General features: G+C 42.4%; 23 protein-coding genes. 3 read left to right on the plus strand and 20 right to left on the minus strand.

All coding sequences use genetic code 11. From position 1 onward, the window contains the following. The first annotated feature begins 89 nt into the window (after nt 1-89). Both PAN94_RS09165 and PAN94_RS09170 read left to right on the plus strand, forming a co-directional pair. The gene (locus PAN94_RS09165) at nt 90-632 is read left to right on the plus strand and encodes a histidine phosphatase family protein (RefSeq protein WP_285875587.1); all 543 of its coding nucleotides are present in this window, start codon (nt 90-92) and stop codon (nt 630-632) included. 79 nt (nt 633-711) lie between these two features. Further along, nucleotides 712-1,197, plus strand: coding sequence for a YcxB family protein (locus PAN94_RS09170; RefSeq protein WP_125406881.1), 486 nt, complete (start codon nt 712-714; stop codon nt 1,195-1,197). Nucleotides 1,198-1,244: 47 nt separating this feature from the next. Here PAN94_RS09170 and PAN94_RS09175 read toward each other — a convergent pair whose 3' ends face one another. The 4 genes from PAN94_RS09175 to PAN94_RS09190 form a co-directional block, all read right to left on the minus strand. Continuing rightward, nucleotides 1,245-1,859, minus strand: coding sequence for an HAD-IA family hydrolase (locus PAN94_RS09175; protein WP_285875588.1), 615 nt, complete (start codon nt 1,857-1,859; stop codon nt 1,245-1,247). Then, a complete protein-coding gene (locus PAN94_RS09180) occupies nt 1,856-3,133 on the minus strand; it encodes an MATE family efflux transporter (RefSeq protein WP_285875589.1) in 1,278 nt (425 codons plus the stop codon). The genes PAN94_RS09175 and PAN94_RS09180 overlap by 4 nt, the downstream gene beginning before the upstream one ends. A gap of 108 nt (nt 3,134-3,241) precedes the next feature. Next, complete coding sequence (thrC, locus tag PAN94_RS09185) at nt 3,242-4,726, minus strand: threonine synthase (protein WP_285875590.1); 1,485 nt, start codon at nt 4,724-4,726, stop codon at nt 3,242-3,244. A 123-nt stretch (nt 4,727-4,849) separates the two neighbouring features. Then, nucleotides 4,850-5,545 (minus strand): GNAT family N-acetyltransferase, encoded by a 696-nt coding sequence (locus PAN94_RS09190; RefSeq protein ID WP_285875591.1) that lies wholly within the window; start codon nt 5,543-5,545, stop codon nt 4,850-4,852. 334 nt (nt 5,546-5,879) lie between these two features. Between PAN94_RS09190 and PAN94_RS09195 the strand changes: the two genes are divergently transcribed. Beyond that, complete coding sequence (locus PAN94_RS09195) at nt 5,880-6,725, plus strand: MurR/RpiR family transcriptional regulator (RefSeq protein ID WP_285875592.1); 846 nt, start codon at nt 5,880-5,882, stop codon at nt 6,723-6,725. A 271-nt stretch (nt 6,726-6,996) separates the two neighbouring features. Here the strand turns inward: PAN94_RS09195 and PAN94_RS09200 are convergent, their stop codons facing one another. The 16 genes from PAN94_RS09200 to ruvB all read right to left on the minus strand — a co-directional run bounded on the left by PAN94_RS09200 (nt 6,997) and on the right by ruvB (nt 23,564). Further along, nucleotides 6,997-7,881 (minus strand): ROK family protein, encoded by an 885-nt coding sequence (locus PAN94_RS09200; protein WP_285875593.1) that lies wholly within the window; start codon nt 7,879-7,881, stop codon nt 6,997-6,999. Between the two features lie 17 nt (nt 7,882-7,898). Next, nucleotides 7,899-8,816, minus strand: a complete 918-nt coding sequence (locus PAN94_RS09205) for a dihydrodipicolinate synthase family protein (RefSeq protein WP_125383609.1) — start codon at nt 8,814-8,816, stop codon at nt 7,899-7,901. Between the two features lie 62 nt (nt 8,817-8,878). Then, nucleotides 8,879-9,982: a Gfo/Idh/MocA family protein gene (locus tag PAN94_RS09210; protein WP_285875595.1), complete on the minus strand. Its 1,104-nt coding sequence runs from the start codon at nt 9,980-9,982 to the stop codon at nt 8,879-8,881. A 72-nt stretch (nt 9,983-10,054) separates the two neighbouring features. Continuing rightward, nucleotides 10,055-10,888: a carbohydrate ABC transporter permease gene (locus tag PAN94_RS09215; protein WP_002898776.1), complete on the minus strand. Its 834-nt coding sequence runs from the start codon at nt 10,886-10,888 to the stop codon at nt 10,055-10,057. Further along, a complete protein-coding gene (locus PAN94_RS09220; protein WP_002898777.1) occupies nt 10,888-11,772 on the minus strand; it encodes a carbohydrate ABC transporter permease in 885 nt (294 codons plus the stop codon). Before PAN94_RS09220 ends, PAN94_RS09215 begins: the two co-directional genes overlap by 1 nt. 67 nt (nt 11,773-11,839) lie before the next feature. Next, nucleotides 11,840-13,186 carry an ABC transporter substrate-binding protein gene (locus PAN94_RS09225; protein WP_005591326.1) on the minus strand — a complete coding sequence of 449 codons (1,347 nt, stop codon included), beginning with the start codon at nt 13,184-13,186 and terminating at the stop codon, nt 11,840-11,842. Between the two features lie 17 nt (nt 13,187-13,203). Next, complete coding sequence (locus PAN94_RS09230) at nt 13,204-13,656, minus strand: YhcH/YjgK/YiaL family protein (RefSeq protein ID WP_002894431.1); 453 nt, start codon at nt 13,654-13,656, stop codon at nt 13,204-13,206. Between the two features lie 23 nt (nt 13,657-13,679). Continuing rightward, entirely contained in the window at nt 13,680-14,813 is a 1,134-nt protein-coding gene (locus PAN94_RS09235) for an ABC transporter ATP-binding protein (RefSeq protein WP_285875596.1), read from the minus strand. 13 nt (nt 14,814-14,826) lie between these two features. Continuing rightward, on the minus strand, nt 14,827-15,525 hold the full coding sequence (locus tag PAN94_RS09240; RefSeq protein ID WP_285875597.1) for an N-acetylmannosamine-6-phosphate 2-epimerase: 699 nt from the start codon (nt 15,523-15,525) through the stop codon (nt 14,827-14,829). A gap of 449 nt (nt 15,526-15,974) precedes the next feature. After that, entirely contained in the window at nt 15,975-16,121 is a 147-nt protein-coding gene (locus PAN94_RS09245) for an acetylxylan esterase (protein ID WP_285875598.1), read from the minus strand. Nucleotides 16,122-16,256: 135 nt separating this feature from the next. Beyond that, nucleotides 16,257-18,911 carry a bifunctional acetaldehyde-CoA/alcohol dehydrogenase gene (adhE, locus tag PAN94_RS09250; protein ID WP_285875599.1) on the minus strand — a complete coding sequence of 885 codons (2,655 nt, stop codon included), beginning with the start codon at nt 18,909-18,911 and terminating at the stop codon, nt 16,257-16,259. A gap of 277 nt (nt 18,912-19,188) precedes the next feature. After that, a complete protein-coding gene (locus PAN94_RS09255) occupies nt 19,189-21,003 on the minus strand; it encodes an acyltransferase family protein (RefSeq protein ID WP_285875630.1) in 1,815 nt (604 codons plus the stop codon). Beyond that, complete coding sequence (locus PAN94_RS09260; protein ID WP_285875601.1) at nt 20,993-21,406, minus strand: MORN repeat-containing protein; 414 nt, start codon at nt 21,404-21,406, stop codon at nt 20,993-20,995. Before PAN94_RS09260 ends, PAN94_RS09255 begins: the two co-directional genes overlap by 11 nt. A 3-nt stretch (nt 21,407-21,409) precedes the next feature. Beyond that, nucleotides 21,410-21,832, minus strand: coding sequence for a low molecular weight protein-tyrosine-phosphatase (locus PAN94_RS09265; RefSeq protein ID WP_285875603.1), 423 nt, complete (start codon nt 21,830-21,832; stop codon nt 21,410-21,412). A 161-nt stretch (nt 21,833-21,993) separates the two neighbouring features. Further along, nucleotides 21,994-22,569, minus strand: coding sequence for a nucleotidyltransferase family protein (locus PAN94_RS09270; protein ID WP_285875604.1), 576 nt, complete (start codon nt 22,567-22,569; stop codon nt 21,994-21,996). Then, the gene (gene ruvB, locus PAN94_RS09275) at nt 22,566-23,564 is read right to left on the minus strand and encodes a Holliday junction branch migration DNA helicase RuvB (RefSeq protein WP_285875605.1); all 999 of its coding nucleotides are present in this window, start codon (nt 23,562-23,564) and stop codon (nt 22,566-22,568) included. The genes PAN94_RS09270 and ruvB overlap by 4 nt, the downstream gene beginning before the upstream one ends. Nucleotides 23,565-23,722: the final 158 nt, after the last annotated feature.

A 23,722-nucleotide genomic window follows, 5' to 3' on the forward strand; every position in this document is an offset into this window, starting at 1 on the left:
ATAACACGAAAGGCGGACAAAGACAGAAAAGGCGGCGTGGAAAATAGGTAGAAAATGAATGGAGATTTAAATTTTGCTATAATTATCCTATGAACAACACCTACTATTTTATCCGTCATGCGCATTCTAACTATACACCTGATGAAATCAATCGACCATTATCAGACAAGGGACAAGAATCCTTGGCACAGCTTGACTTTTTAGCAGACAAACCCATCACCGCCATTTATTCCAGCCCCTATCGAAGAGCCATCCAAACGGTTGAGCCTTTAGCTCAAGGCCTAAAACTCGCTATTCAAACCGACAAACGACTAATAGAGCGAAAGTTAAGTAGCCAAGCAATTGCTGACCAAGATTTTGAACAATGCCTCATGCAACTTTGGTCACAGCCAACGTTTTCACTTGTTGATGGTGAATCCAATCAACAAGCTCAACAGCGTGCCTTAGCTCTTCTTCATGAGCTAGAAAGCAAGCATCAAGATGAAGAAATTATCATCAGTTCCCACGGCAATCTGATTTGCATCTTGCTGAGCGCATTTGACTCCAGAATTGATTATAACTTTTGGCATAATCTTCCCATGCCAGATGTGCTGGTTTTAGATAAAAATGGGAATATCTCTCGCCTCCTATAAAAGATGGCATCGCCTAGCAAGACTCGGCTAAATCTTATCGCTCATATATGGTATAATAATAAAAACTAGGAGGTGAAGCATGTTCCCAATAACCATTCCAACTCTTGTGACTGAGGAAGTGTATCAACGATTTGCTTGGTCTGTTTTCTTACGCGGGAAAAGATTCTTGCTGAATATGTTCATTTTGATAGGAATTCTATCTCTCTATCTTATCTTCCTACCTGACAACCTGAAGCGATTTTCTTTCTTCATCGTGCTATTTACATCTTTGATTATATTCCCAGTAATGTACTTTGGCACGGACTTTCAGATAAGGAAGGCCTATCGAAAAACTCCTTTCTGGAAGGATATGGAGCAAACTCTTATATTTGAGAAAGATAAATTTTCTGTAAAAAGCAAACGAGGAGAGTTTCTTTATAGCTATGATGACATCGTCAAAGTTTTTCATACTAAGGATGATTTTTATATCATGTTGGGACCAATTGTCGGTTTCCCTATTGAAAAAAAGAACTGTACGCCCGAGGCTCTTGAGTTCTTGCTAGAACTTCACATTGAGCATATGTAAAAGAAAAAGCAGGCTAGACTGACAGTAAATCAGTTTTAGGCTGCTTTTTATCTTGTAAATAATTGCTTGATATCCACCAACTTCTCTATTTTCTGATTGATTTCTGGTCGGTAGTCACAGAAGTTAATGCTCTGGATGCCACTGTTGACGGCGACATCCACATCCAGCGTCCGGTCGCCGATATAGTAGGTCCCCTGCTTGTCCAGGCCATATTTCTCGACCAGATAGTCGACTCCCTCTGGGTGAGGCTTGCGCTCAAAGCCGTTGGCTGTTGTGATGATTTCTGTAAAATAGTCATGAATGCCCAAGTCTTCCAAGATTTGATGGGCATTGAGTCCCTTGTGGGTATAGACGAACTGGGCAATGCCCTGCTCTTTAGCCCAAGCCAGTATCTCCGCAGCCCCTTCCATCAGATGAACCTGAGCATTTTTCTCCTTTAGGCTTGCTCCACGGAAGGAATTCATCTCGACAGCATCCAGGCCTTTCTCAGATGCTACTTCCTCCAAAAGTTTCTGGACAGAGTGCTTTAGGATATAGCTGTGAATACTCGCCCTGTCAAAGTCCAGACCATAGTGAGCGTAGGTTTCCTCAATTCCTGCCAAAATAGCATCGTAGGAGTCCAGCAAGGTTCCGTCCAAATCCCAAATAAACGCTGTTGTCATGCAATTTCCCTCATTTTTCTGTCGTATAAAACCTTTAAAAATAGCCAGCGGAATCCATTGTCCAAGAGCGTCCCAGCCCAGACTCCCGGCAGACCCAAGCCAAAGGTCACACCTAGTAAATATCCTGAGATAATGCGAATTAGCCACATGCCAATAGTCGTGGCATAAAAGGGCAGTCTGGCATTGCCCAGCCCCTGCCAAACCGCTGTGTAAATCACGGTTCCAGCTGCCATGGGAGTGCCCAGCAGGGAGAAGAGGATGACCGAAAGACTGGCTGTAATCGCTCCGCTATTGTCCGTATAGAGCAAGGTCAGCGGCCGACCAAGTGCGAAAATACCTAAAGCCAAGGGCAGCATGCAAGCAAAAGACAGCCAGAAGGCCCGCTGACGAATCAGACCAACCGCTTGCATATCGCCCTCCCCAACCGCATGGGCTACCAACATGACTGTTGCTGTCGCGACCCCAAAAGCCGGCATATAGTTAAACTGGGTCAGGACTTCGCCGATGGCATTCCCCGCTACTGCATCCGTCCCAAAGACGACCACAATGGCGATGATCACTACATCACCCGCCCGCATCATGAGCCGCTCTCCAGCAGCCGGCAGAGACAGACGCAAGAGCTCGCCATCTAAACCCCAGCTCCAGCGGATTGTGGACAAATCCAGCTCCCGCCAGAGAATGAGCACACCGACCAAACGAGCCAGCACCGTTCCCAGTGCTACACCGACAATACCAAGCCGAAAGATGTAAATCCCCAGACCGGAAAAGAGGGCATTGAGGACATTAGTCAGAAGACTTACATACATGGGAAATCTAGGATTGCGCGTGACCCGTACCAGAGCTCCAAAGGAAGTCATCAAGCCCAGCAGGACAATAGTCCCACCAACCAGAGCCAGATACAGACCGCCTGCTTCAGCCACCGCCTTTTCCGTCCCTAGAAGATCCAGCATCTGCCTGCCAAAGATCAGAGAAATCAGCCCCAATAGAAGGCTCAGAAGCAGCGTCAGTTTGATAGCCTCAGCTGTATGATAGGCCAAACGCTCCTTGTCCCCCTGAGCCAGAGTCTTGGAAATGAGACTGGAAATGGCAGCCCCCAGCGCGATAAAAATTGCCTGATAAATCGTAATGATATTGCCGGCCACCGAGACACCAGAGATCGCAATCAGCCCCAGACTGGCCACCAGATAGCTGTCGACCATGCCCATGAGCATCTGCAAAAAGTTCTCCGCCATAGCCGGCAGAGCAATGTTCATGATTTTTTTATAAGTTGTCATAGAGAAAATTCTCCCTCTTAAGCATCAGCTACTTCTCTTTCTTTCATTGGATATCCTAAGAAAAAATCAGCCAGATATCCAGCTGATTTTAGGCTTTCTAAGCCATTCTTACAATCCTAAGTAATCCTCGACTGCTGCCTGCATTTGGTCGGCAGCGACCGTCGTTTTGTGGCGAACCGGTGCTGTTTCTAAGCCATCCACAGCTGGTGGCAGGGCTACGCCAGAAAGTTCGTGCAGTTGCTCCAAAGCCTCGAAATCACTGAGTCCTGTTTGACCAGTCACAGCTTCAACTGCTACAACTGGGAATTTATAAGGACTAGCGGTAGACGCGATAACAGTTTTGCGCTGATCGCCTGTTTCTGCCAAGTATTTTTGATAGACAGCGGACGCAACGGCTGTATGAGGATCTTCGATGTAGTTAGAGACTTGATAGACCCGCTTGATTTCAGTAGCTGTTTCTTGCTCTGTTGCATAGTCAGCCGCAAAGAGCTCTAAAATCTCAGCGTCAAAGTCCGTCAGTTCATACTGGCCATGATCATTCAGAGCCGCCATCAAAGCAGCTGTTTTCTCAGCGCTGTTACCAGACAGATGGAAAATCAAGCGCTCCAAGTTAGAGGAAACCAGAATATCCATGGACGGACTAGACGTCACCTTGAAGCTCCGCTTCTTGTCATAAACCTGAGTCTTGAAGAAGTCCGTCAGGACATTGTTCTCATTTGATGCGCAAATCAGCTTGCCAACCGGCAGACCGATTTGCTTGGCATAGTAGGCCGCCAGGATATTACCAAAGTTCCCTGTCGGAACTGTAAAGTTGACCTTGTCTCCTGCTGTGATTTCTCCCGTTTTCACTAACTGAGCATAGGCATAGACATAGTAAACAATCTGAGGCACCAAACGGCCAATATTCATAGAATTAGCTGATGAAAACTGGAGTTTATGCTCCAAGAGACTAGCTCGTAGGTCTGTGTCATTGAACATGTGCTTGACATTAGTCTGGGCATCGTCAAAGTTGCCATCAATGGCCACCACATGCGTATTGGCACCTGTCTGCGTCGTCATTTGCAGCTCTTGGACCTTGCTGACACCATCTTTGGGATAAAAGACGATGATTTCAGTCCCCGGAACATCCGCAAAGCCTGCCATAGCCGCCTTGCCCGTGTCACCAGAAGTCGCCGTCAAAATGACAATTTTGTTTTCCAAGCCGTGCTTTTTGGCTGCAGTTGTCATCAGGTGAGGCAGGATAGACAAAGCCATGTCCTTAAAGGCAATGGTCGCTCCATGGAAAAGCTCTAGATTATACTGACCATCCAGCTTGACCAAGGGAGCAATCGCCGCATCATCAAACTTGCTGTCGTAGGCATGGTTGATACAGTGGTCCAGCTCCGCTTCAGAAAAATCATCCAAAAATGCAGACAAAACAAGCTTGGCTACTTCCTGATAAGAAGCGTCTTTGAGCTTGGCAAAGTCCAAATCGACCTGCGGATAGGTAATGGGCGTAAACAGACCGCCATCTGTCGCCAAACCTTGCAGAATAGCCTGGCTGGCTGTTACTCTATTCTTTTCATCGCGTGTTGATTGATAAACTAAAGTCATTCTCTCTCATCCTTTATCTGTAGTTCGTTCTATTATATCAAAATTTATCAGAAAATTCTCCATTTTCATCAAAATTAAAAAGCAAAAAGAGTCGAAACCCTATGATTTCAACTCGATCAAATGTTAAAACTCAGACAAGGCTTTTATTTGCTGTCCCTTTTCATCGAAATTGTCTGGGCTCAGCCATTTCTCCAGACGAGTCTTAACAACCGGCCAATCTCTGTCAATCATGGAGAGCCAGTCAGTATCTCGATTGCGCCCCTTATATACAACAGCCTGACGAAACCTGCCTTCGTAGGCGAAACCAAGCCGCTCTGCTGCCCGCCTTGAAGGCTGATTGAGGGCATCGCATTTCCATTCATAGCGGCGATACTCCAGCTCTTCAAAGACATAGCGTGCCAGTAAGTACTGGGCTTCTGTAGCCAGTCTGGTGCGCTTCAGCTGCGGTGAATAGGTCACAGCGCCTACTTCAATCACACGATTGCCTCGGTCAATTCTCATTAAAGCGAAGGTTCCCAGCGCCTTTCCACTCTCCTTGTCCACAATGGCATAGTGAAAACGGTCCTGTGCTGCCAGCATCCGATCTAGCTTCTGGGACCATTCTGCCTGATTTTGGGCAGGATTTTGAAAGAGATAGGTCCACATATCCGCAGGAGAATCTGGGCCATACACTTCATACAAATCCGCTCCATGCTTATCTTTGGACAACCGCTCAATGACAACATACTGACCTTCTTTTCGCTCTAGCTTAGGTAAATCCCCCGGCTCAAAATCTGGCAAAGCCTCTCCAATAGGCTGGCCTAGTTCATTGATTCGCATAAAAAACCTCACAATCTAGCTTTACTGATTTCCAAAATAAGACTTGGAAGCTGTAATGGACAGTGGCTCCTATCTCCCTTACTTCAAATCCAAACTTGGAACATTACTTGTGTAAATTATAGCACTTTTTCTTTCATTCGGCGCAATCTTTAGGAAATAGCTGCTCAGAAAGAAAGACCGTCATATTATCAGGAAATACTGAAACTACTGACCGCTCATACTCCAATGGAAAGTAAGGTCTGATAATTCTTGGCTGTGAAAACACTTTATTCCCTCTAAACTATGTTATAATGAAATTATGTTTTATTATTTTGACCAAAGAAAGTGACCCATCATGAGACACCAACAGAATATCTTGGCCATCATCGAAAGCTGTTACGACACTTTGACCGATGTCGAAAAACAGATTGCCGACTATTTTTTAACTCCGACAGAGATAGAAGGTGATCTGTCCTCCCTTGAAGTAGCCCAAACTTTACACATCTCACAGGCGGCCTTGACCCGTTTTGCAAAAAAATGTGGCTTTAAGGGCTACCGGGAGTTCAACTTCCAATATCTCCAACAGCTGAAAATCAGCAAAACGGAGCATACAAATCTGAAAAATGATTCGTCCCGCCAGGTGCTACGCAACTATATTCAAATTCGGCAACAAACCGAGGACTTGATTGACGAAAAAAGGTTGGAGCGCGTAGCCCAGCTGATTGAAAAAGCGGATCGTGTCTATTTTTTTGGCACGGGAAGCTCGGGGCTCGTCGCTCGCGATATGAAACTGCGCTTCATGCGCTTAGGGGTTATTTGTGAAGCCCTGACAGATGCGGATGGCTTTGCTTGGACAACGAGCATTTTAGACAAAAACTGCCTAGTAATCGGCTTTTCTCTTTCAGGTCAAACCCCATCCATTATTGACAGTCTGATTGATGCTAAGGGCATGGGAGCCAAGACCGTGTTAATCACTGGCCAGCCTGATTTGATTAAAGAGGATTTTTCAGAAATCATCCCAGTTGCAATTCAAAATAAACCCCAGTTCATCCAACGCATCTCAGCTCAATTTCCCATGTTGCTGATGATTGATATACTTTATGCTTTTTTCCTAGAGATTGACCGAGAGAGAAAGGAAAAAATCTTCAATAGTTACTGGGAAAACCACAAACTTAACGGTTATTACCGTAGACATCAATAAAAGGCTAGGACAAAAATCCTGGCCTTATTTTTAACCCCTTGATGGGTTACTGATTGCTCAACCTCAAGGGGCTGGTACTTCTTAAAAGTCTTGGGCAACCTTTTAAATCTACTCCTAAAGACAAGTAAGCAAAGTTAAATTTTTGAAAATTTAGCTCTATCCACCGAATTTTTCCTGTCATTTCAATTTCTTCTAAAATATCGTTCAGCCATCTACAGAAGCCGTTTTCTAAAAGCAAGAAACCTGAGGTCACTCCCCAGGTTTGCTTAGATTACTGATGTTTATTTTTAAAGTGGTAGTAGGCCCCAAACATGCCCGCCGTATTTTGGTGATAGGCAAAGGCTAGTTTGGTCTTCTCAGCTATGCTAGGAACCAGAGCATCCTTGAGAGCCGCTTGGATACGCGGTCGGAGAATGGCCTCTTGCCCCATAATACCACCGCCCAAGACGACGATTTCCGGATTGACGACATAGCAGATATTGGCAATGCCCTGCCCCAGATAGCCTACCATGCGGTCAATTCCTTTGATACAGATGGCATTGCCCTCTGTCGCTTCTTTGAAAATCCTTCGACCATTCCAGAGAGAGGGATCTTCTCCGTGCAATTCAGCGACATATTGAACCAAGGCTGTGGTAGAAGCTACATCCTGAAAAGCCCCGTCCGGCAGGTGCAGATAGCCTACCTCGCAGGCTGAGTTGCTAAAGCCGTGAAAAACTTGTCCATCCGCTACTAGACAGCCACCAATCCCTGTCCCAATCGTTAGACAGACCGCAATTTTTGCTCCCTTACCATGGCCAGACATGACCTCAGCCAGACCGGCACAGTTGACGTCGTTCTCAATCTCGCAAGGAATAGAAAATTCCTCCTCCAAGACCTTCTTAAATTGCGTCCCAGCATAGTTAGGAATCTGAGGACCAGCGTAAAAGATTTCTCCCTTGTCTGGATCCACCATGCCAGCTGATGAAATACAAATCCCAGCCAGAGGTCCTTTTTCTAAATAGCCTGCAACAATGCTTTCAACCTTTTGCATAATTCCCGGACCGCCCTTATGGGCTTCCGTTGGTATTTCATGGGATTCTACTAGCGTTTCTTGGTCGTCTATCAGGCCGTATTTGATATTGGTACCGCCAATGTCAATCGTAACATAATTTCCCATAAGCATCCTTCTTTCTTTTAGAGGAAGCGCTCCTTAGTTTCTTGGATCAAGGCCGCTGCTGCTTCTACGACTGGACGGTCTGCTTCTACGACTGGTGTCAAAGGAGCACGGACAGAGCCGATAGCCAGTCCTTCGTTGAGCTTGAGAACTTCTTTGATAACAGCATACATATTGCCGTGAGCACTGGTTAGCTTGCCGATAATATCGTTAATGGCAAACTGCAACTCTTTAGCTCTTTCTAGTTCCTTGTCTGCAATCAGTTGATTGAGTTTGAGGAAGAGCTCTGGCATAGCCCCGTAGGTACCACCAATTCCAGCTGCTGCTCCCATGAGACGACCACCTAAGAATTGCTCATCTGGACCGTTAAAGACCAAATGGTCACTGCCACCAAGTGCTGCAAATGTCTGGATGTCCTGAACTGGCATGGAGGAATTTTTCACCCCAATCACGCGCTCATTTTTCAGCATTTCCTTATAAAGACTCGGAGTCAGCGCTGCACCAGCCAATTGCGGAATATTATAAATCACAAAATCAGTATGTGGGGCAGCCGCACTGATATCATTCCAGTACTGAGCGACAGAGTATTCTGGCAGTCGGAAATAAATCGGCGGAATAGCCGCAATGGCATCAACTCCTAGAGCTTCCGCATGTTTTGCCAACTCGATACTGTCCTTAGTATTATTGCAGGCTACATGAGCAATAATAGTCAGTTTGCCCTTAGCAACTTTCATTACTTCTTCCAAAATTACTTTTCTGTCGGCCACGCTCTGGTAGATACATTCGCCTGACGAGCCGTTGACATAGAGACCTTGCACGCCCTTGTCGATGAAATACTCCACCAAAGCGCGAGTTCGCTCCGGGCTGATTTCACCCTCCTCGTCATAACAAGCATAAAAAGCTGGGATGACACCGTGATATTTCTTTAAATCTGACATAGTTTTCTCCTAATGTTTTAGAAATGAGAGGGACGAAAATCATTGTTTCATCCCCACATCTTTTATTTTACAATTTCCGATAATTTAACTTTACGATCTTCAAACATAGACCGAGTACATGCATCTGCTGTTGCAATAGCCTCCAGAGCTGCTTCTCCTGTTAATAATTTTTTGAATTCTTCTGTTACCGGTGCTCCCTGCATGATTTCATGAAGGTAACGCATTTCCTTGCCAATAACAGATGATAACCATAATGGGGTACGTTTACCAGGTTTTCCGTAAGCAATCGCTCCATCCATTTCGGTACTATGGTAAATACGAGTACGATCATCATCTTCTTCCTGTGACTCGTGAATTAGGAAGTAACTTTCTTGGCCATCTAATTTGAGAGTTCCTTTACAGTTGAACAAGTCCAGACGAATCGCACCTTTTGTCCCTTGAATCAAGACATAGTGTTCACCCCAACGATAAGCAGAACCCCATTCTAGCAAAGCAAAACGCTTGTTTGAAAATTCCATATTAACAAAAATCATGTCATCTTCATCACCAAAGTTTTCTCCCTCATGAGCTACATTGCCGCCAGTCATTGTAACAGTTTCAGGCATCCCACCCATAAGAAATTGAACACAGTCCAATTCATGGATATGGTGATATAAGTGACCACCAGATTTTTCGCGGATTTTCTTCCAAGATACTGATGGTTGTTGCTCCTCCCATCCATTACGAGCTGTATGACAATACAGAACATCCCCAATCACACCTTGATTGATTAATTCTTTGGCATGATGAACACCATTAAAGAAGTTCATGATATGCCCCGCCATAAAGGTCACATTATTTTCTTTACAAGCATCTACCATCTCGCGACAATCCTCATAGGAAAGAGCAATTGGTTTTTCACAAAAAACATTTTTTCCATGCTGAGCTGCTTTGATAACCGGCTCTTTATGAAGATTATTTGGAGAAGCTACAATAACACAATCAACTTCATCGCTAGCCACTAATTCATCTAACGATGCCGCAACTTTTGCTCCTAGCTCTTCAGCTACTGCTTCCGCATTTTCTGGATCATAAACAACCGTAATCTCTGCACCATCGTTTTTTTGCATATAACGAGCCAATTCAGCTCCAAAATACCCTGTTCCTACGACGCCATATTTAACCATTTTTATTCTCCTGTTGTTTAATACAATATCCTATTTTTAACATATATATTGACTAATGTTGTTTCGAAATGTCTATTTTACAGACCCCTCTGAAAGACCACTTGCAATTTTATTTTGAATGATTGAGAAGAAGATGATAGAAGGCAATACAACAATCACAGATGCCGCCATCATATCTCCCCAGTCTAGCACCTCTGACCCATTCAATGAACGAAGTGCTACTGCAACGGTCATTTTACTTGTATCGTTAATCAGTATCAATGCATATAAGAATTCATTCCACGCATTAATAAAGGTATAAATCGCTGTTGCAACAATTCCCGGAGCAACGATTGGTAATACCACTTTATAAAAAGTAACAAACTTATTTGCTCCATCGATACGAGCTGCCTCTTCAATCCCAATTGGAACCGTTTGGAAGAAGCCAACCAGTAGCCATACCGCATAAGGTACACTAAATGACAAATAAATGATGATAAGGCCAATGATGCTATTTCCCAAACCTGCTTTTGCAATTGCAATAGAATAAGGTATTGCTAGCAAAATAGGTGGGAAAATATAAGTTGTTACCAAAAGCCGTGACATTATTGCTCCTAGTTTAGGGAAGAAACGAACAATACCATAAGCAGCCATGGAAGAAATAATCGTTGCAATAACTGTTGTGGACAAAGAAATTACTAAACTATTTCGGATATTATCAACGAAATGCAAATCATTAATAACATGTGTAAAGTAGTCTAGCGTAAAAGTCTGAGGCCAGAAGCGAGTTGGGAATTGTGTCAACTCCCCTTTTCCTTTAATCGAAGATATAATAATCCATACAAGCGGGAAGATTGCAACAATTGTTGCAATTATCAAAACCAAATGAGCTCCGATATCTAAGTAGAAGTTTGATTTTTTCTTCATTATTTTCTACCCTCCTTTTCCCATTTACTAATTACAGAGAAGTAAATGAAGCAAACTGTCAATAGGAAGATAAAGAGCAATACTGTGACTGCTGAAGCTCGTCCTAATAACTTCGTTCCCCAACCTAAGTTGTAAGCGAAAATCGGCAAGGTCATAGTCGCATTAGATGGACCGCCACCAGTAATGAGGTAGATAATATCAAAATTATTAAAGATCCAAACCGTTCTCAGTACAACTAGCAGTCCTACAACGACCTTAATATGCGGAAAAGTAATATGTCTGAACACTTGCCAACTTGTCGCACCATCAATTTTAGCTGCCTCAAACTGCTCCTGAGGAACTGTTTGAAGTGCAGATAAAACATTAACCATAATCATTGGAGCTCCAAACCAGATATTGATAAACACTAAGCAAATAAAAGCCCACGTGCTATCAGTCAGAAAAGCTGGAGCATGCTCCATTAAACCAAGCTTAACAATGATATTTGGCAGATATCCATAGACACCATTTAGAATCCATTGCCATGAAAAAGCAATAACAATTGTAGGAAAGGCCCACGGTACAATTAACAATGTCCGATAAAGTTTTTTAAATCGCCGCACTCTATGCAAAGCAAGAGCCAGAACAAATCCAATGATAACTTGTCCAGCTAAGGAAAGGACAGTCCATTTAATTGAATTAAAAAATGCACTAAAAAAGTTAGGGTCTGACAATACTGCTTTATAATTATCCAAACCAACAAAACGATAGTTGGGCATAATTAAATTCTTATTGGTAAAGCTATAAAAGATGCTTGAAAAAAATGGATAAACAAAGAGTAATCCTACGATAATCACTGCTGGTAGTACAAATATCCAACGCGTCAAATTACGATCTCTGACCATCTCTTACCCCTTTCTTTAAAATAAGAGGCTATAGCGCTACTGCACCATAGCCCTAATAATCTAGGTATTATTTCACATCAACTGCAACCGTTTCAAATAAATCGTTTAATTGCTTTTCAGCATCTTTTGCTGCAGCCATGGGGTCTTTCCCATTTGTGATAATATCTTGGAACATTTGTTCAATAATGTGTTGGTTTGTCAACATACCAGCCTCAACACTTGGGCCGTTTTCATAACCAATAGCAGTACCTTTTTGAACAGCCTCATTGATTACTTGTTCTGCATGTTGGAATTTTTGGCGTTTTTCATTATTCTTATAAGATGGTAAATCAGAAATACCGCTAATCGTTGGTAACATGCCAACTGGTGTAGAATCTAAGAAACCAACATAGTTATCTTGTTCATATAGATATTCTAAAAATGCTTTTGCAACTTTTGGATGCTTAGAATTTTTCCATACAACCATTGGAACATTTGAAGTTTCAATCCCTTGATCTTTATCGGATGCTTTGACCTTCGGAATAGGATAGGCATCAATTGATTCTAATAATTGTGGACTGTTCGCTTCAACCCCTCCAATGTGGAAACCTGAGTTAAAGTCAAATGCTGTCTTACCTTGGTAGAATAGGGTAGCTTGTTGTAACACATTATAATTGAGTGAATCTTTAGGAGAAACTTCCTTGTACATTTTCACCCAGTATTTGATTCCTTCTTGAGCCAAATCGCTAGTTAAATCAACCTTCTTATCCTTTGTTAATAGGCTTCCTCCTGCACTACGAACATAGAAATTCAGGAAACGAGTAGCCATAAAGTCATTCGTACCAAGCGGCACTGACATACCATAAACTCCATCAGCTGTTAATTTCTTAGATGCCTCATAAAGTTCATCCCAAGTTTTAGGTACTTCAATATTGTGTTGTTTTAATAAATCTGTTCGTACCCACATCACTTGCGCATGGGAATAAAGAGGAACAGAATAGTAATCACTGCCAATTTTTGCTTCATTCAGAGCTGTTTTATTGAAACGATCTTTTCCAATTTTGTCAATTGTATCATTCAATGGAACAATAGCATCTGAGTTAATCATTTCCATTACTTGGTTCGGCAAAGCTGTACTGACATCAGGTACGTTTCCGTTAGCAAGGCCTGTTGTCCATTTGGTGTAAAAGTCATTCCAAGAAAAAGTTTCAATTTTAATCTTAACTTTTGGATGCTTCTTCATAAATTCATCTGCAGATTTCTGGATACTTTCTAAACGAGGTCCCTGTGTAAATGAGTGCCACATAACGATTTCCCCAGATAATTCACCTGAATCGTTTCCTTTACTATTTTCCCCACTTGGAGAACAACCACTGATTATCAGTGCGATAAGTCCTGTTAGAAGAACGAATAAAAATTTCTTTAGATTTTTCATAGTTTACCTCTTCCTATTTAAGAAATAGCTACTTTAAATACTACTTTTTTTAATGGTAGATCATTTACACGAACTTTTGGCTGATGCAAATCCTCAGGGAATGTTATTAAACATTCTCCAGATTTCAAGTGAATAAGCTGCTCCACTTTTCCTTCATATAACTCAATATCCTTTTCCTTATTATAAGGTTGACTAACTGTGGTGCTTTTAACAGAAGAAACTGCCATATCTTCTGTATTTTCTAACACCAGATGGATATCAAGATATTTCCTATGAGTTTCAAAGAAATCTCCTGGTTGACCATCTGCTACATAACTAAAACAATTGCCAAATAATTTATCACCTTCAATATCTATCTTCCCTTCTGGAAGACTTCCCAAATCAACTGTTTTTAAAAAATTTATTAATCTTTCAAAATATGGATTTACTCCTACATAAGTTGATAGATTATTAATTTCCGTTACAATCATAATTAAAATTTCCTTATAAAATTTTATTTAATACGTAAACCGTTCTCTAATTCAAAGAAGTGTGCTTTTGCAATATTGAATACCAATTCTATTTTCTGCCCTGCTTCATGGTAATTATGAGCAGCAACACGTGCAGAAAATTCCTGAACTCCTACTTTACAATAAAGGATAGAATCGCTTCCTAAAAGTTCAGAAACTATAATCTCTGCTTCAACAACAGAATCTGGGAAAGCATCAGCAGCTATCAACTCAGCCGAGATATCCTCTGGTCGAATGCCCAGTATCACTTTCTTTCCTTGATAGCCTTTTTCTTCTAGGATTTTACGCTGACCGTCTGGTAGGCCAACAGCAAAGCCTTGTCCATCTGTAAGCTGATTGCCCTCTAAGTTCACTTCAAAGAAATTCATGGCTGGACTGCCGATAAAACCTGCCACAAATTTATTAGCTGGCTCGTTATAAAGTTCCTGAGGCGTACCGATTTGCTCAATTCGGCCGATAGTACCTGTTCCTGCTTCGTTCTTAGTAGCTGACATGATAACGATGCGGTCAGCCAAGGTCATGGCCTCGGTCTGGTCGTGGGTTACATAGATAGTCGTCGCTCCGATACGGCGGTGAATTTTTGCGATTTCTGCCCGCATGGACACGCGCAGTTTAGCATCCAAGTTAGACAAGGGCTCATCCATAAGGAAGACTTTGGCATCACGGACAATCGCCCGCCCCATAGCTACCCGCTGACGCTGACCACCAGACAAATCGGCTGGTTTACGATCCAGCAGCTCTTTCAGCCCAAGGATTTCCGCCGCTTCCTGGACTCTTTTGTCAATATCGGCCTTGTCATACTTGCGAAGCTTAAGTCCGAATGCCATATTGTCATAAACAGTCATGTGAGGATAAAGAGCGTAATTTTGGAAAACCATGGCGATATCCCGATCTTTAGGAGCAATGTCATTGACAAGATTTTGATCAATATAGAGCTCCCCTTCTGTGATGTCCTCAAGTCCTGCAATCATCCGCAAGGTTGTTGATTTTCCGCAACCGGAAGGTCCTACAAAAACGATAAACTCCTTATCCTTAATATCCAAATCAAAATTTTCAACAGAGTAAAAATCACTATTAGGATATTTTTTATATAGTTTATTTAGTGTTAAGGTTGTCATTCATCTACCTCACTTATTTTAATCCTGCAACAAAGCGCTCTGTAATTTCTTTAGGGCGAGTAATAGCTCCTCCGACAACGATGCCTCTTACACCCAAATCATGTATCTGCTTGGCTTGACTTGGATAATGAATCTTTCCTTCAGCAATGACTTCAAAGCCTGCTTGGCACAAGCGGCGCATGAGCTCAATGTCCGGTCCGTCAACCTTAGGGCTGTAGGAAGTGTAGCCCGACAAAGTGGTGCCGACAAAGTCTACACCAGCTTCTACAGCAGTAGCAGCTTCCTCATAGGTACTGATATCTGCCATCAATAGCTGATGAGGATACTTAGCCTTGACCTGCTTGATGAAATCCGCAACTGTCAAGCCATCATGGCGTTCCCGCTTGGTACAGTCCAGAGCAATGACTTCAATATCCAGAGCAGCCAACTCATCCACTTCCCGCATGGTAGCCGTGATAAAAGGCTCTTGTGGCGGATAGTCGCGTTTGATAATTCCGATGATGGGCAGAGAAGTTACTTCCTTAATCTCCCGAATATCTCGAACACTATTAGCTCGAATACCGACAGCACCGCCCTGCTCAGCAGCCTTGACCAAGAGAGGAATGACTCCTCCAGCTTCCGTATAAAGCGGCTCCTGAGGCAAGGCTTGACAAGAAACAATGATGCCATCTTTAATCTTGGCTATCAAGTCATCTTTTAGAATCTGTGACATGAATATACAATCTCCTTTCACAAAATATCGGTTCACTTAGATAGTCTAACAACTATCCAGAACTTCAGGTAGAGCAGAGAAGAAGTCCGCAAATAAATATTTTTGCTCCCTTATCCTATACCCCGTTTTTTAACTCGAGTATTTCATAATGTTATTATAAACATTTTTTGAAGCGCTTTCAATATTGTTTTTGATTTAGATTTTAGTTTCCAAACTTCCTAGAAAAATAGAAAACCCTGAAAGTGCTTTCAGGGTTTTGTTTTTTAAAAAAGGAAATTACAGAGTAAGCAAACTTCTAAAATAAGTTTCTCATTTATATGATCCTTCAGGAAACAATCTTAGTACGACCTCAAAAGGAAAACGAATATTATCTTTCAGATTTAAAGTCAAAAACGAGAGAAGTTCTTTTTATTTTGGTTCCGCTGATCCAATTAAAGACAGGATTGCTATCATAGCTTCATGCCCATACTTAGGCAAAAGATAATACACTTCTCTCCAGCTAAGCGGTTGTAAATAACAAACTGTGTGATAGGATAGCAAATATCATTCTCCAACCCAATAATTATCTTAACTGTACAGCTAATACGGTAAACCAAATTTCTTTCGCTAATATACAGTAAGTACTACATCAACTACTCTTCTATTTTATGAAAAGAATTATGGAATTTGAAATATTGAAAGATCTCTTCGTACAATCTGAATCCCCCACTTAGTAAGGGATTGATTCTACATTATTTACGACGTCCTGGACGTTCTGCATAACCATAGTATGCATCTGCCATGATTTCTTCCATGTCAGCTACCATTGGCAAGCGTGGGTTTGCAGGTGAACATTGGTCTTCATAAGCAAGCAATGCAATTTCATGCAAGCTGTCTTTCCAAACTTTTTCATCGATTCCAAAGCCTTTGAAGTTCATTGTAATTCCGACCGCTTCACCAAGATCGTAAACTGCTTTGGCATAAGCTTCAACTGCTTCTTCTGGAGTTGAGTGAGGCAAGCCAAGCATTTTCGCGATGTCTTGGAATTTCTCATCAGCTTTCCAGTAGTTGTACTTAGGCCATGTAGTGGTCTTAGATGGACGAGTACCATTGTAACGGATGACGTATGGAAGCAAGATTGCGTTTGTACGTCCGTGAACAGTATGGTGAACTCCACCAATCTTGTGGGCCATTGAGTGGCTCATACCAAGGAAGGCATTGGCGAAGGCCATACCAGCCATTGTAGATGCATTATGCATTTTTTCACGTGCTTCTGGGTCAGCTGTCTTAACAGATTTTTCCAACCATTCAAAGACAAGCTTGATGGTTTGAAGTGCAATACCGTCTGTGTAGTCGTTAGCAAAGTTTGAAGTGTAGGCTTCAGTCGCGTGAGTCAAGACGTCCATACCAGTATCAGCAGCGATGAAGTCAGGTACTGATTCAACCAAAGCAGGGTCAACAATCGCAATAGTTGGTGTCAATGAGTAGTCAGCCAATGGGTATTTGCGATTATTTTTCTTATCAGAGATAACGGCAAATGGTGTTACTTCTGAACCTGTACCTGAAGTTGTTGGAATACCGATGTATTTCGCTTTCTTACCAAGTGATGGGAAGCGGAAGGCACGCTTACGGATATCCATGAATTTTTGAACCAGGTCACGGAAGTCGATTTCTGGTTGTTCGTAGAAGAGCCACATTACTTTCGCCGCGTCCATTGGAGAACCACCACCAAGAGCGATGATTGTATCTGGTTCAAATGCTTTCATCACTTCAGCACCACGTTCTACCGTTGTGATGTCTGGATCTGGTTCAACATCTGAGAAGACTTGGATAGTAACACGGTTGCTACGTGCATTCAATTGATCGATCACACGTTGAACAAAGCCAAGTTTTTCGATAGATTTGTCAGTAACGATCATAACACGTTCAATATCTTCACAGGTTTGAAGGTATTGGATAGAATTACGTTCGAAGTAAATTTTTGAAGGAACTTTAAACCACTGCATATTATTTCTACGTTTCCCTACTTTCTTGATGTTTAGAAGGTTAATAGCGCTCACGTTATCACCAACTGAGTTACGTCCGTATGAACCACATCCAAGTGTCAAGGATGGAATGAAGGCATTATATACGTCCCCGATACCACCGAAAGTAGATGGAGAGTTCCAGATGATCCGCATCGCTTTGATTTCAGTACCAAAGCGTTTAGCCAATTCTTCGTCTTTTGTATGGATAGCTGCTGAGTGACCAAGTCCGTTAAACTCAACCATTTGACGAGCTTTTTTAAGACCGTCTTCTCTATCTTCAGCTTTCAAGACAGCGATAACTGGTGACAATTTTTCGCGAGTCAATGGCTCATTTGGACCTACTTCCGCACATTCTGCAGCCAAGATGTTGGTACCTTCTGGTACTTTAAAGCCTGCTTGTTCTGCAATCCATGCAGCTGGTTTACCAACGATGTTTGCATTCAGTTTAGCACCAGCACAGTTCTTGCTATTTGCTTTCACGCCGAAACAGAATTCTTCAAGAAGGGCTTTTTCTTTTTTGTTTACAAAGTAAGTGTGGTATGACTTGAATTCTTCTACAAATTCGTCATAAACTTCCTTGTCAATAATTACCGCTTGCTCGGATGCGCAGACCATCCCATTATCAAATGATTTAGACATTACGATATCATGAGCAGCTTGGCGAAGGTCGGCTGATTTTTCAATATAAGCTGGTACGTTTCCGGCACCCACCCCAAGAGCTGGTTTTCCACAAGAGTAGGCAGCCTTAACCATGGCATTCCCACCTGTTGCAAGAATTGTTGCAATACCATCGTGGTTCATCAAAGCTGCTGTTGCTTCCATAGATGGTTGAGTAATCCATTGCACACAGTTTTCAGGTGCGCCAGCTGCGATTGCTGCGTCACGAACGATTTGCGCTGCGTGAGCAGATGACTCTTGAGCAGATGGGTGGAAGGCAAAAACGATTGGGTTACGTGTCTTCAAGGCAATCAATGCTTTAAAAATTGCTGTTGATGTTGGGTTCGTTGTTGGAGTGATACCACAGATAACTCCGACAGGCTCCGCAATCTTTGTCAATCCAGTAACAGGATCATCTTCGATAACACCAACAGTCTTCACACCACGCATGTTGTTGACAACGTGTTCACAGGCAAAGAGGTTTTTCGTTGCCTTGTCTTCAAATACACCACGACCAGTTTCTTCAACCGCATGTTGAGCAAGGATCCCGTGTGCATCAAGAGCTGCAACTGAAGCTTTTGCTACGATGTAATCTACTTGCTCTTGGTTCAGTTTTCTCATTTCTTCAAGAGCTAAGAGACCTTTTTGCACAAGCTCGTCAACATGTTTTTCAGCCGCTAGCACTTTATCTTCTTGTTCAACAGTTTTCTTCTTATCAGCCATTATAGTCCTCCAATGGTTTCTGCCAAAAGGTTAGATGAAGATTTTAACCTTTGTTAATTATTTCACAATATAATTATACTCTATTCCTACAAATTTGTAAACACTTTCAACAAAAGTTCACAAACTTTTTATGGATTATTTTTTAAACATTGATATTTCAGGCTTTTTTACTAAAACCTCTATTTATTCTCAAAAATTTCACATACTTTTCTTTAAAAATATGTTAGCGCTTCCTTTCTTGTTATAAAATTAGCCCGGTTAAATAACCGAGCTAGTTTTATGGCTTAACACTGCCACTTGAAGCAGCATTCAATGCTTCTTTCATCATGTTAGAGTAGAGTTTACCTCCCTCTGCCATAGACTCTGAATCTGCCCCATAATGGACATAGTCTGTTCCAATCCAAATCTGCGGATTATTAATCGCTACTTGATACCAGTCTGCTACATATACAAAGTCGTATTTCTTAGCAAGTTCAAGTTCGTATTGTCGCATCTTAACAGGAATACTGCTTGGATCATTGGCTGTCCGGCCATCATATGGCGTGACTAAAATCAAGCGATGGCCTTTTGGTAAGAGCTCGATATACTGATCCAGCAATTCTTCATAATTGTCAACTGGATTGGTTCCCAATGCCAAGACGACGTTTTGAAGCAGTGTTTGGTTAGCAATATCGTTCTTGAAAAATTCCAGACCAGACACTAAATTACGGCTAACCACTGCATCGACTTGAGCGTCAGGTATAGCCTCTTGGATCCATTCAGCGGAGCGCAAAGTGACAGAATCACCGATAACAGTCGTTCCCTCTGCCACGTTATAATTTGTCGCAGTTTTTTGGTCAGCGTGCTTACGGGTTGTCTGCATTTTCGTATCGGCTTGGTTCAAAGAATTGACAATCAGGCTTTCCTCAAAGGCACCCACAGACGGAGCTGTGATGGTGATAATAAGCAAGATAAAAGTCAGCGGAATGAAACTGTAGAAAATCGGCTTGGTGATGGATGTTACATTCATCTCCTTGCCAAAAATCCGAGGCTTCCGTCCAGCTAAAGTCGGCTCTAAAATATAGAAGGAAAGAGCCGCAAAACCAAAACTCAATATTGTAGTCAAAAGCACAGCCCATCCATTGCTCATCAACTGAGTAAAAATAATATAGAAAGGCCAATGGAAGAGGTAAACTCCATAGCTAGTGTCTGCAATAAAGTTGAGAGGACTAGGCTCCTTAATATTTGGCAATTTATCGTGCAAGATGCGAGTTGCTGCTATCATGACACAAGCCAGAAGTGTTGAAATCAAGAAACCAAATAAATAAGTCCACAGGCTGTCAAATTTCAAAATAAAACTGAGCAAAATAAGAAGAACAAAACTGCCAGCTAAAGCGATCAAGACTTGCTTGATTTCGACCTTTTCTTCCAGTTTCTTCATTTGAACGCCCACATTTCCGACTCCAGAAAAAGTCGCTAGCACTGTCCCAGCAAAGAAAGGAAAGACATGGGTCAAACTTGAGAAATAAATATTAGAGTAATTCTTGCTGAAAAAGGCTCCGATAAACATAGCCAAGAAACTGAACAGAAACAGAGCAATTGAAGTCAGAGAAACCAGACCCCGATATTGAGCAACTGACTTGCTAATCTTGCTAATTCCCCAAGCAGCCAAGCCCCAGAGGATATAGTAATGCACTTCCAGTGCCAAACTCCAAGTGTGAATCAGCAAATGCGGTACAAACTGGCTTTCATAACTGCCGCCCGACATCATTTCATAAAAATTGGTCACAAAACCAAAAGCAGCTGCAATCTGCGTCCCGATACCTGCTACAAAATCCCGACGAATCAATAAAGTAAAAGGCATGATGACCAAAATCATAAAAACGAGCGGAGGAACGATACGATAAAAGCGCCGTTTCAGAAAGCCCATAATATCAATCGTCCGACTTCTTGTAAACTCATCAATCAATAATGAAGTAATCAAAAATCCTGAAAAAGTGAAAAAGATGTCCACTCCAATAAAACCTCCAGGAAAAACTCCCTGAAAGTAATGATAGAGTAACACCAAGACCAGTCCAGTAATCCGAACCAGTGAAAACCATCTAATGCGCATTTTGATAAATTCCTTGCTTGAACGTTCCTTCATAGACGACATTACTTTCTGTCGTCAGTTTTCCTTTACCATTGGCCTGACCGTTGGCAAACTCACCTTCATATTTCCAACCAGCCTTCGATGTAAAAGTACCCTTACCATCAAAAGTACCATTTTTGAAATGCCCTTTATAACTATCTCCATTTTTAAAAGTCAGTGTACCTTCGCCATTCATTTTTCCGTGAACTAGACTGCCTTCATATTTTATCTTACCTTGATCCAGCGTTAGCGCACCCTTGCTAGGGATATTAGAGGTGAACACTAAAATTGCTGACAAGGCAATCACAGTCACAGCTAAAATTTCTAGATTCTGACGGGTCTGATAGATTTTATATTTATCGTAAAATTCTTTTATTTTATCCATTTTTCATCCATTTAAGCGTTCTAGCCACTTATGGCAACCAGCCAAAATCAGCTCATGAGTCTCATCGAAATCACCTGTGTACCAAGGATCCGGAACACCGATATCAGCAAACTGGTAGATTTTATCCTGAAAATCCGCTGGCGCCATTTTCTTCAAATCTCGAATATTGGCTTCATCCATGCCGATGATATAATCAAATTCTGCAAAATCTTGCGCTGAAATCTGCTGAGAAGTCTTTCCTTTGTCATAAGAAATCGCATGTTTCTTAAAAATAGCCTGAGTCCCCTGATGTATAGGGTTGCCATGCTCCCAGCTAGACGTTGCACGACTCTCAATATGTAGGTCATCGGTCAGACTTTTCATAACAAACTCTGCCATCGGACTGCGGCAGATATTTCCTAAACAAACAAATACAATTTTCTTCATAGATCTATTATACCAGAATAAAAAGAAAACAGTGGAGCTTTCTTGATTATTCTGTGACAGCGGAAGCGGGCTCTGAAAAACCGCTAATTATACCGACTTACATAAGAGTGCAGATCATTGAGGCGGTGACCTACTCAATCTAGCTTGCACCAGATTAAACTTTACTTTTCTTCAGAAAGATATTCAAAACTTAATTGTGGCCATTTAGCCTGCCAGTTTTTCTTGCGGATTCTTTGCATATAAAGCTTCTTCCGCTCCGCATCCGCCAAAAAATGTGGTGTTGGTCGCACCTGAAATGCTCGAATATCTGCCAAACCATAGAGAGCAAAGAGCTCTAACTTATCATTTTCCAGCAATCGAAGACCGATAGCTGTGCAGCACTCAGGATACTTGCTCATGGCATCTTTCGAGCTAGTATAGGGCTGGGTGTTGGGACTATGACTATGCATATAGACTTGATTTTTCAGCTCCCAAGAATAAGCGGGAAAAGCTTTTCTCAACTCCATCTCCAGCTGCAAAGTTTTCTCATAAGACACAGTTGGATCAAAGAATATGACATCCACATCCGTTTCAGCATCAAAGCCCGACTTGCCAGACAAGATATTCCAGATAAAATTTCTGATACTGCCCGCAGCCAGCCAAGAGTCTTTCAATTCTAGACTGCGGATCATTTCCAAAATCGCTCGGATATCCTGATCCTGACTCAGCCTCTCTAAAATCTCTTGATCGGTCATCATTCCTCCATATACTCATATCCTAGATGCTCATAGGCTTTGCGAGTCGCCACGCGCCCAGTCCGAGTCCGCATGACAAAGCCTTTCTGAATCAGGTAAGGCTCATACATATCCTCCACTGTTTCACGTTCCTCGGCAATATTGACCGAGAGGGTGCCCAGCCCCACTGGACCGCCACCATAAACTTCAATCATGGTTCGTAGGATTTTCTGATCCACATAGTCCAGCCCCTCTCGGTCCACGTCCAGCATGGATAAGGCCTTGTCTGTGATCTGAGCATCGACCAGACCATCCCCCATAATCTGGGCGTAGTCCCGCACCCGCTTGAGCAGACGATTGGCAATCCGCGGCGTGCCGCGGCTACGAAGTGCCAGCTCACGAGCAGCCTCGTGGGTAATATCCATCTCAAAAATCTCTGCCGTCCGCTCGACGATTTCCGTCAAATCGCTAGCTTCATAATACTCCATGTGACCAGTAATCCCAAAACGAGCCCGCAGAGGATTGGACAGCATGCCTGCCCGAGTGGTCGCCCCAATCAGAGTGAAAGGCGGCAATTCCAGATGGACACTGCGACTGGTTTCGCCAGTCCCAATCATAATGTCAATGTAAAAGTCTTCCATAGCGCTATACAGCACTTCCTCTACCGCCATAGGCAAACGGTGAATCTCATCGATAAAGAGGACATCGCCCGGTTCCAAATCATTGAGAATGGCCACCAAATCACCAGCCTTTTCAATGACTGGGCCAGAAGTCTGCTTGATATTCACACCGAGCTCATTGGCGATGACAAAAGCCATAGTCGTCTTTCCCAGACCTGGAGGACCAAAAAGCAAAGTATGATCCAACGCCTCATCCCGCAATTTAGCCGCTTCAATAAAAATCTTCAGCTGATCTTTGACCTTGTCCTGACCAATATATTCTCTTAAATACTGAGGACGGAGGGTACGTTCTACCAGCTCCTCATCCCCCATTAATTCATTATCTAAAATTCTACTCATAGGACTATTATAGCAAAAAATAGGGCAGAGGAAGCAATCCGACCCGCTTCTGAATACAAAAAAAGCCACCGAATTTGGTGGCTCTTATGGGAGATTATTATGAAAAAGTTTTAGGATTTCTATCAAATAAAGTTAGGAGGTCTTCATTTGATGGTATT

The organism is Streptococcus sp. SC1, assembly GCF_030272855.1.
GTDB lineage: Bacteria > Bacillota > Bacilli > Lactobacillales > Streptococcaceae > Streptococcus.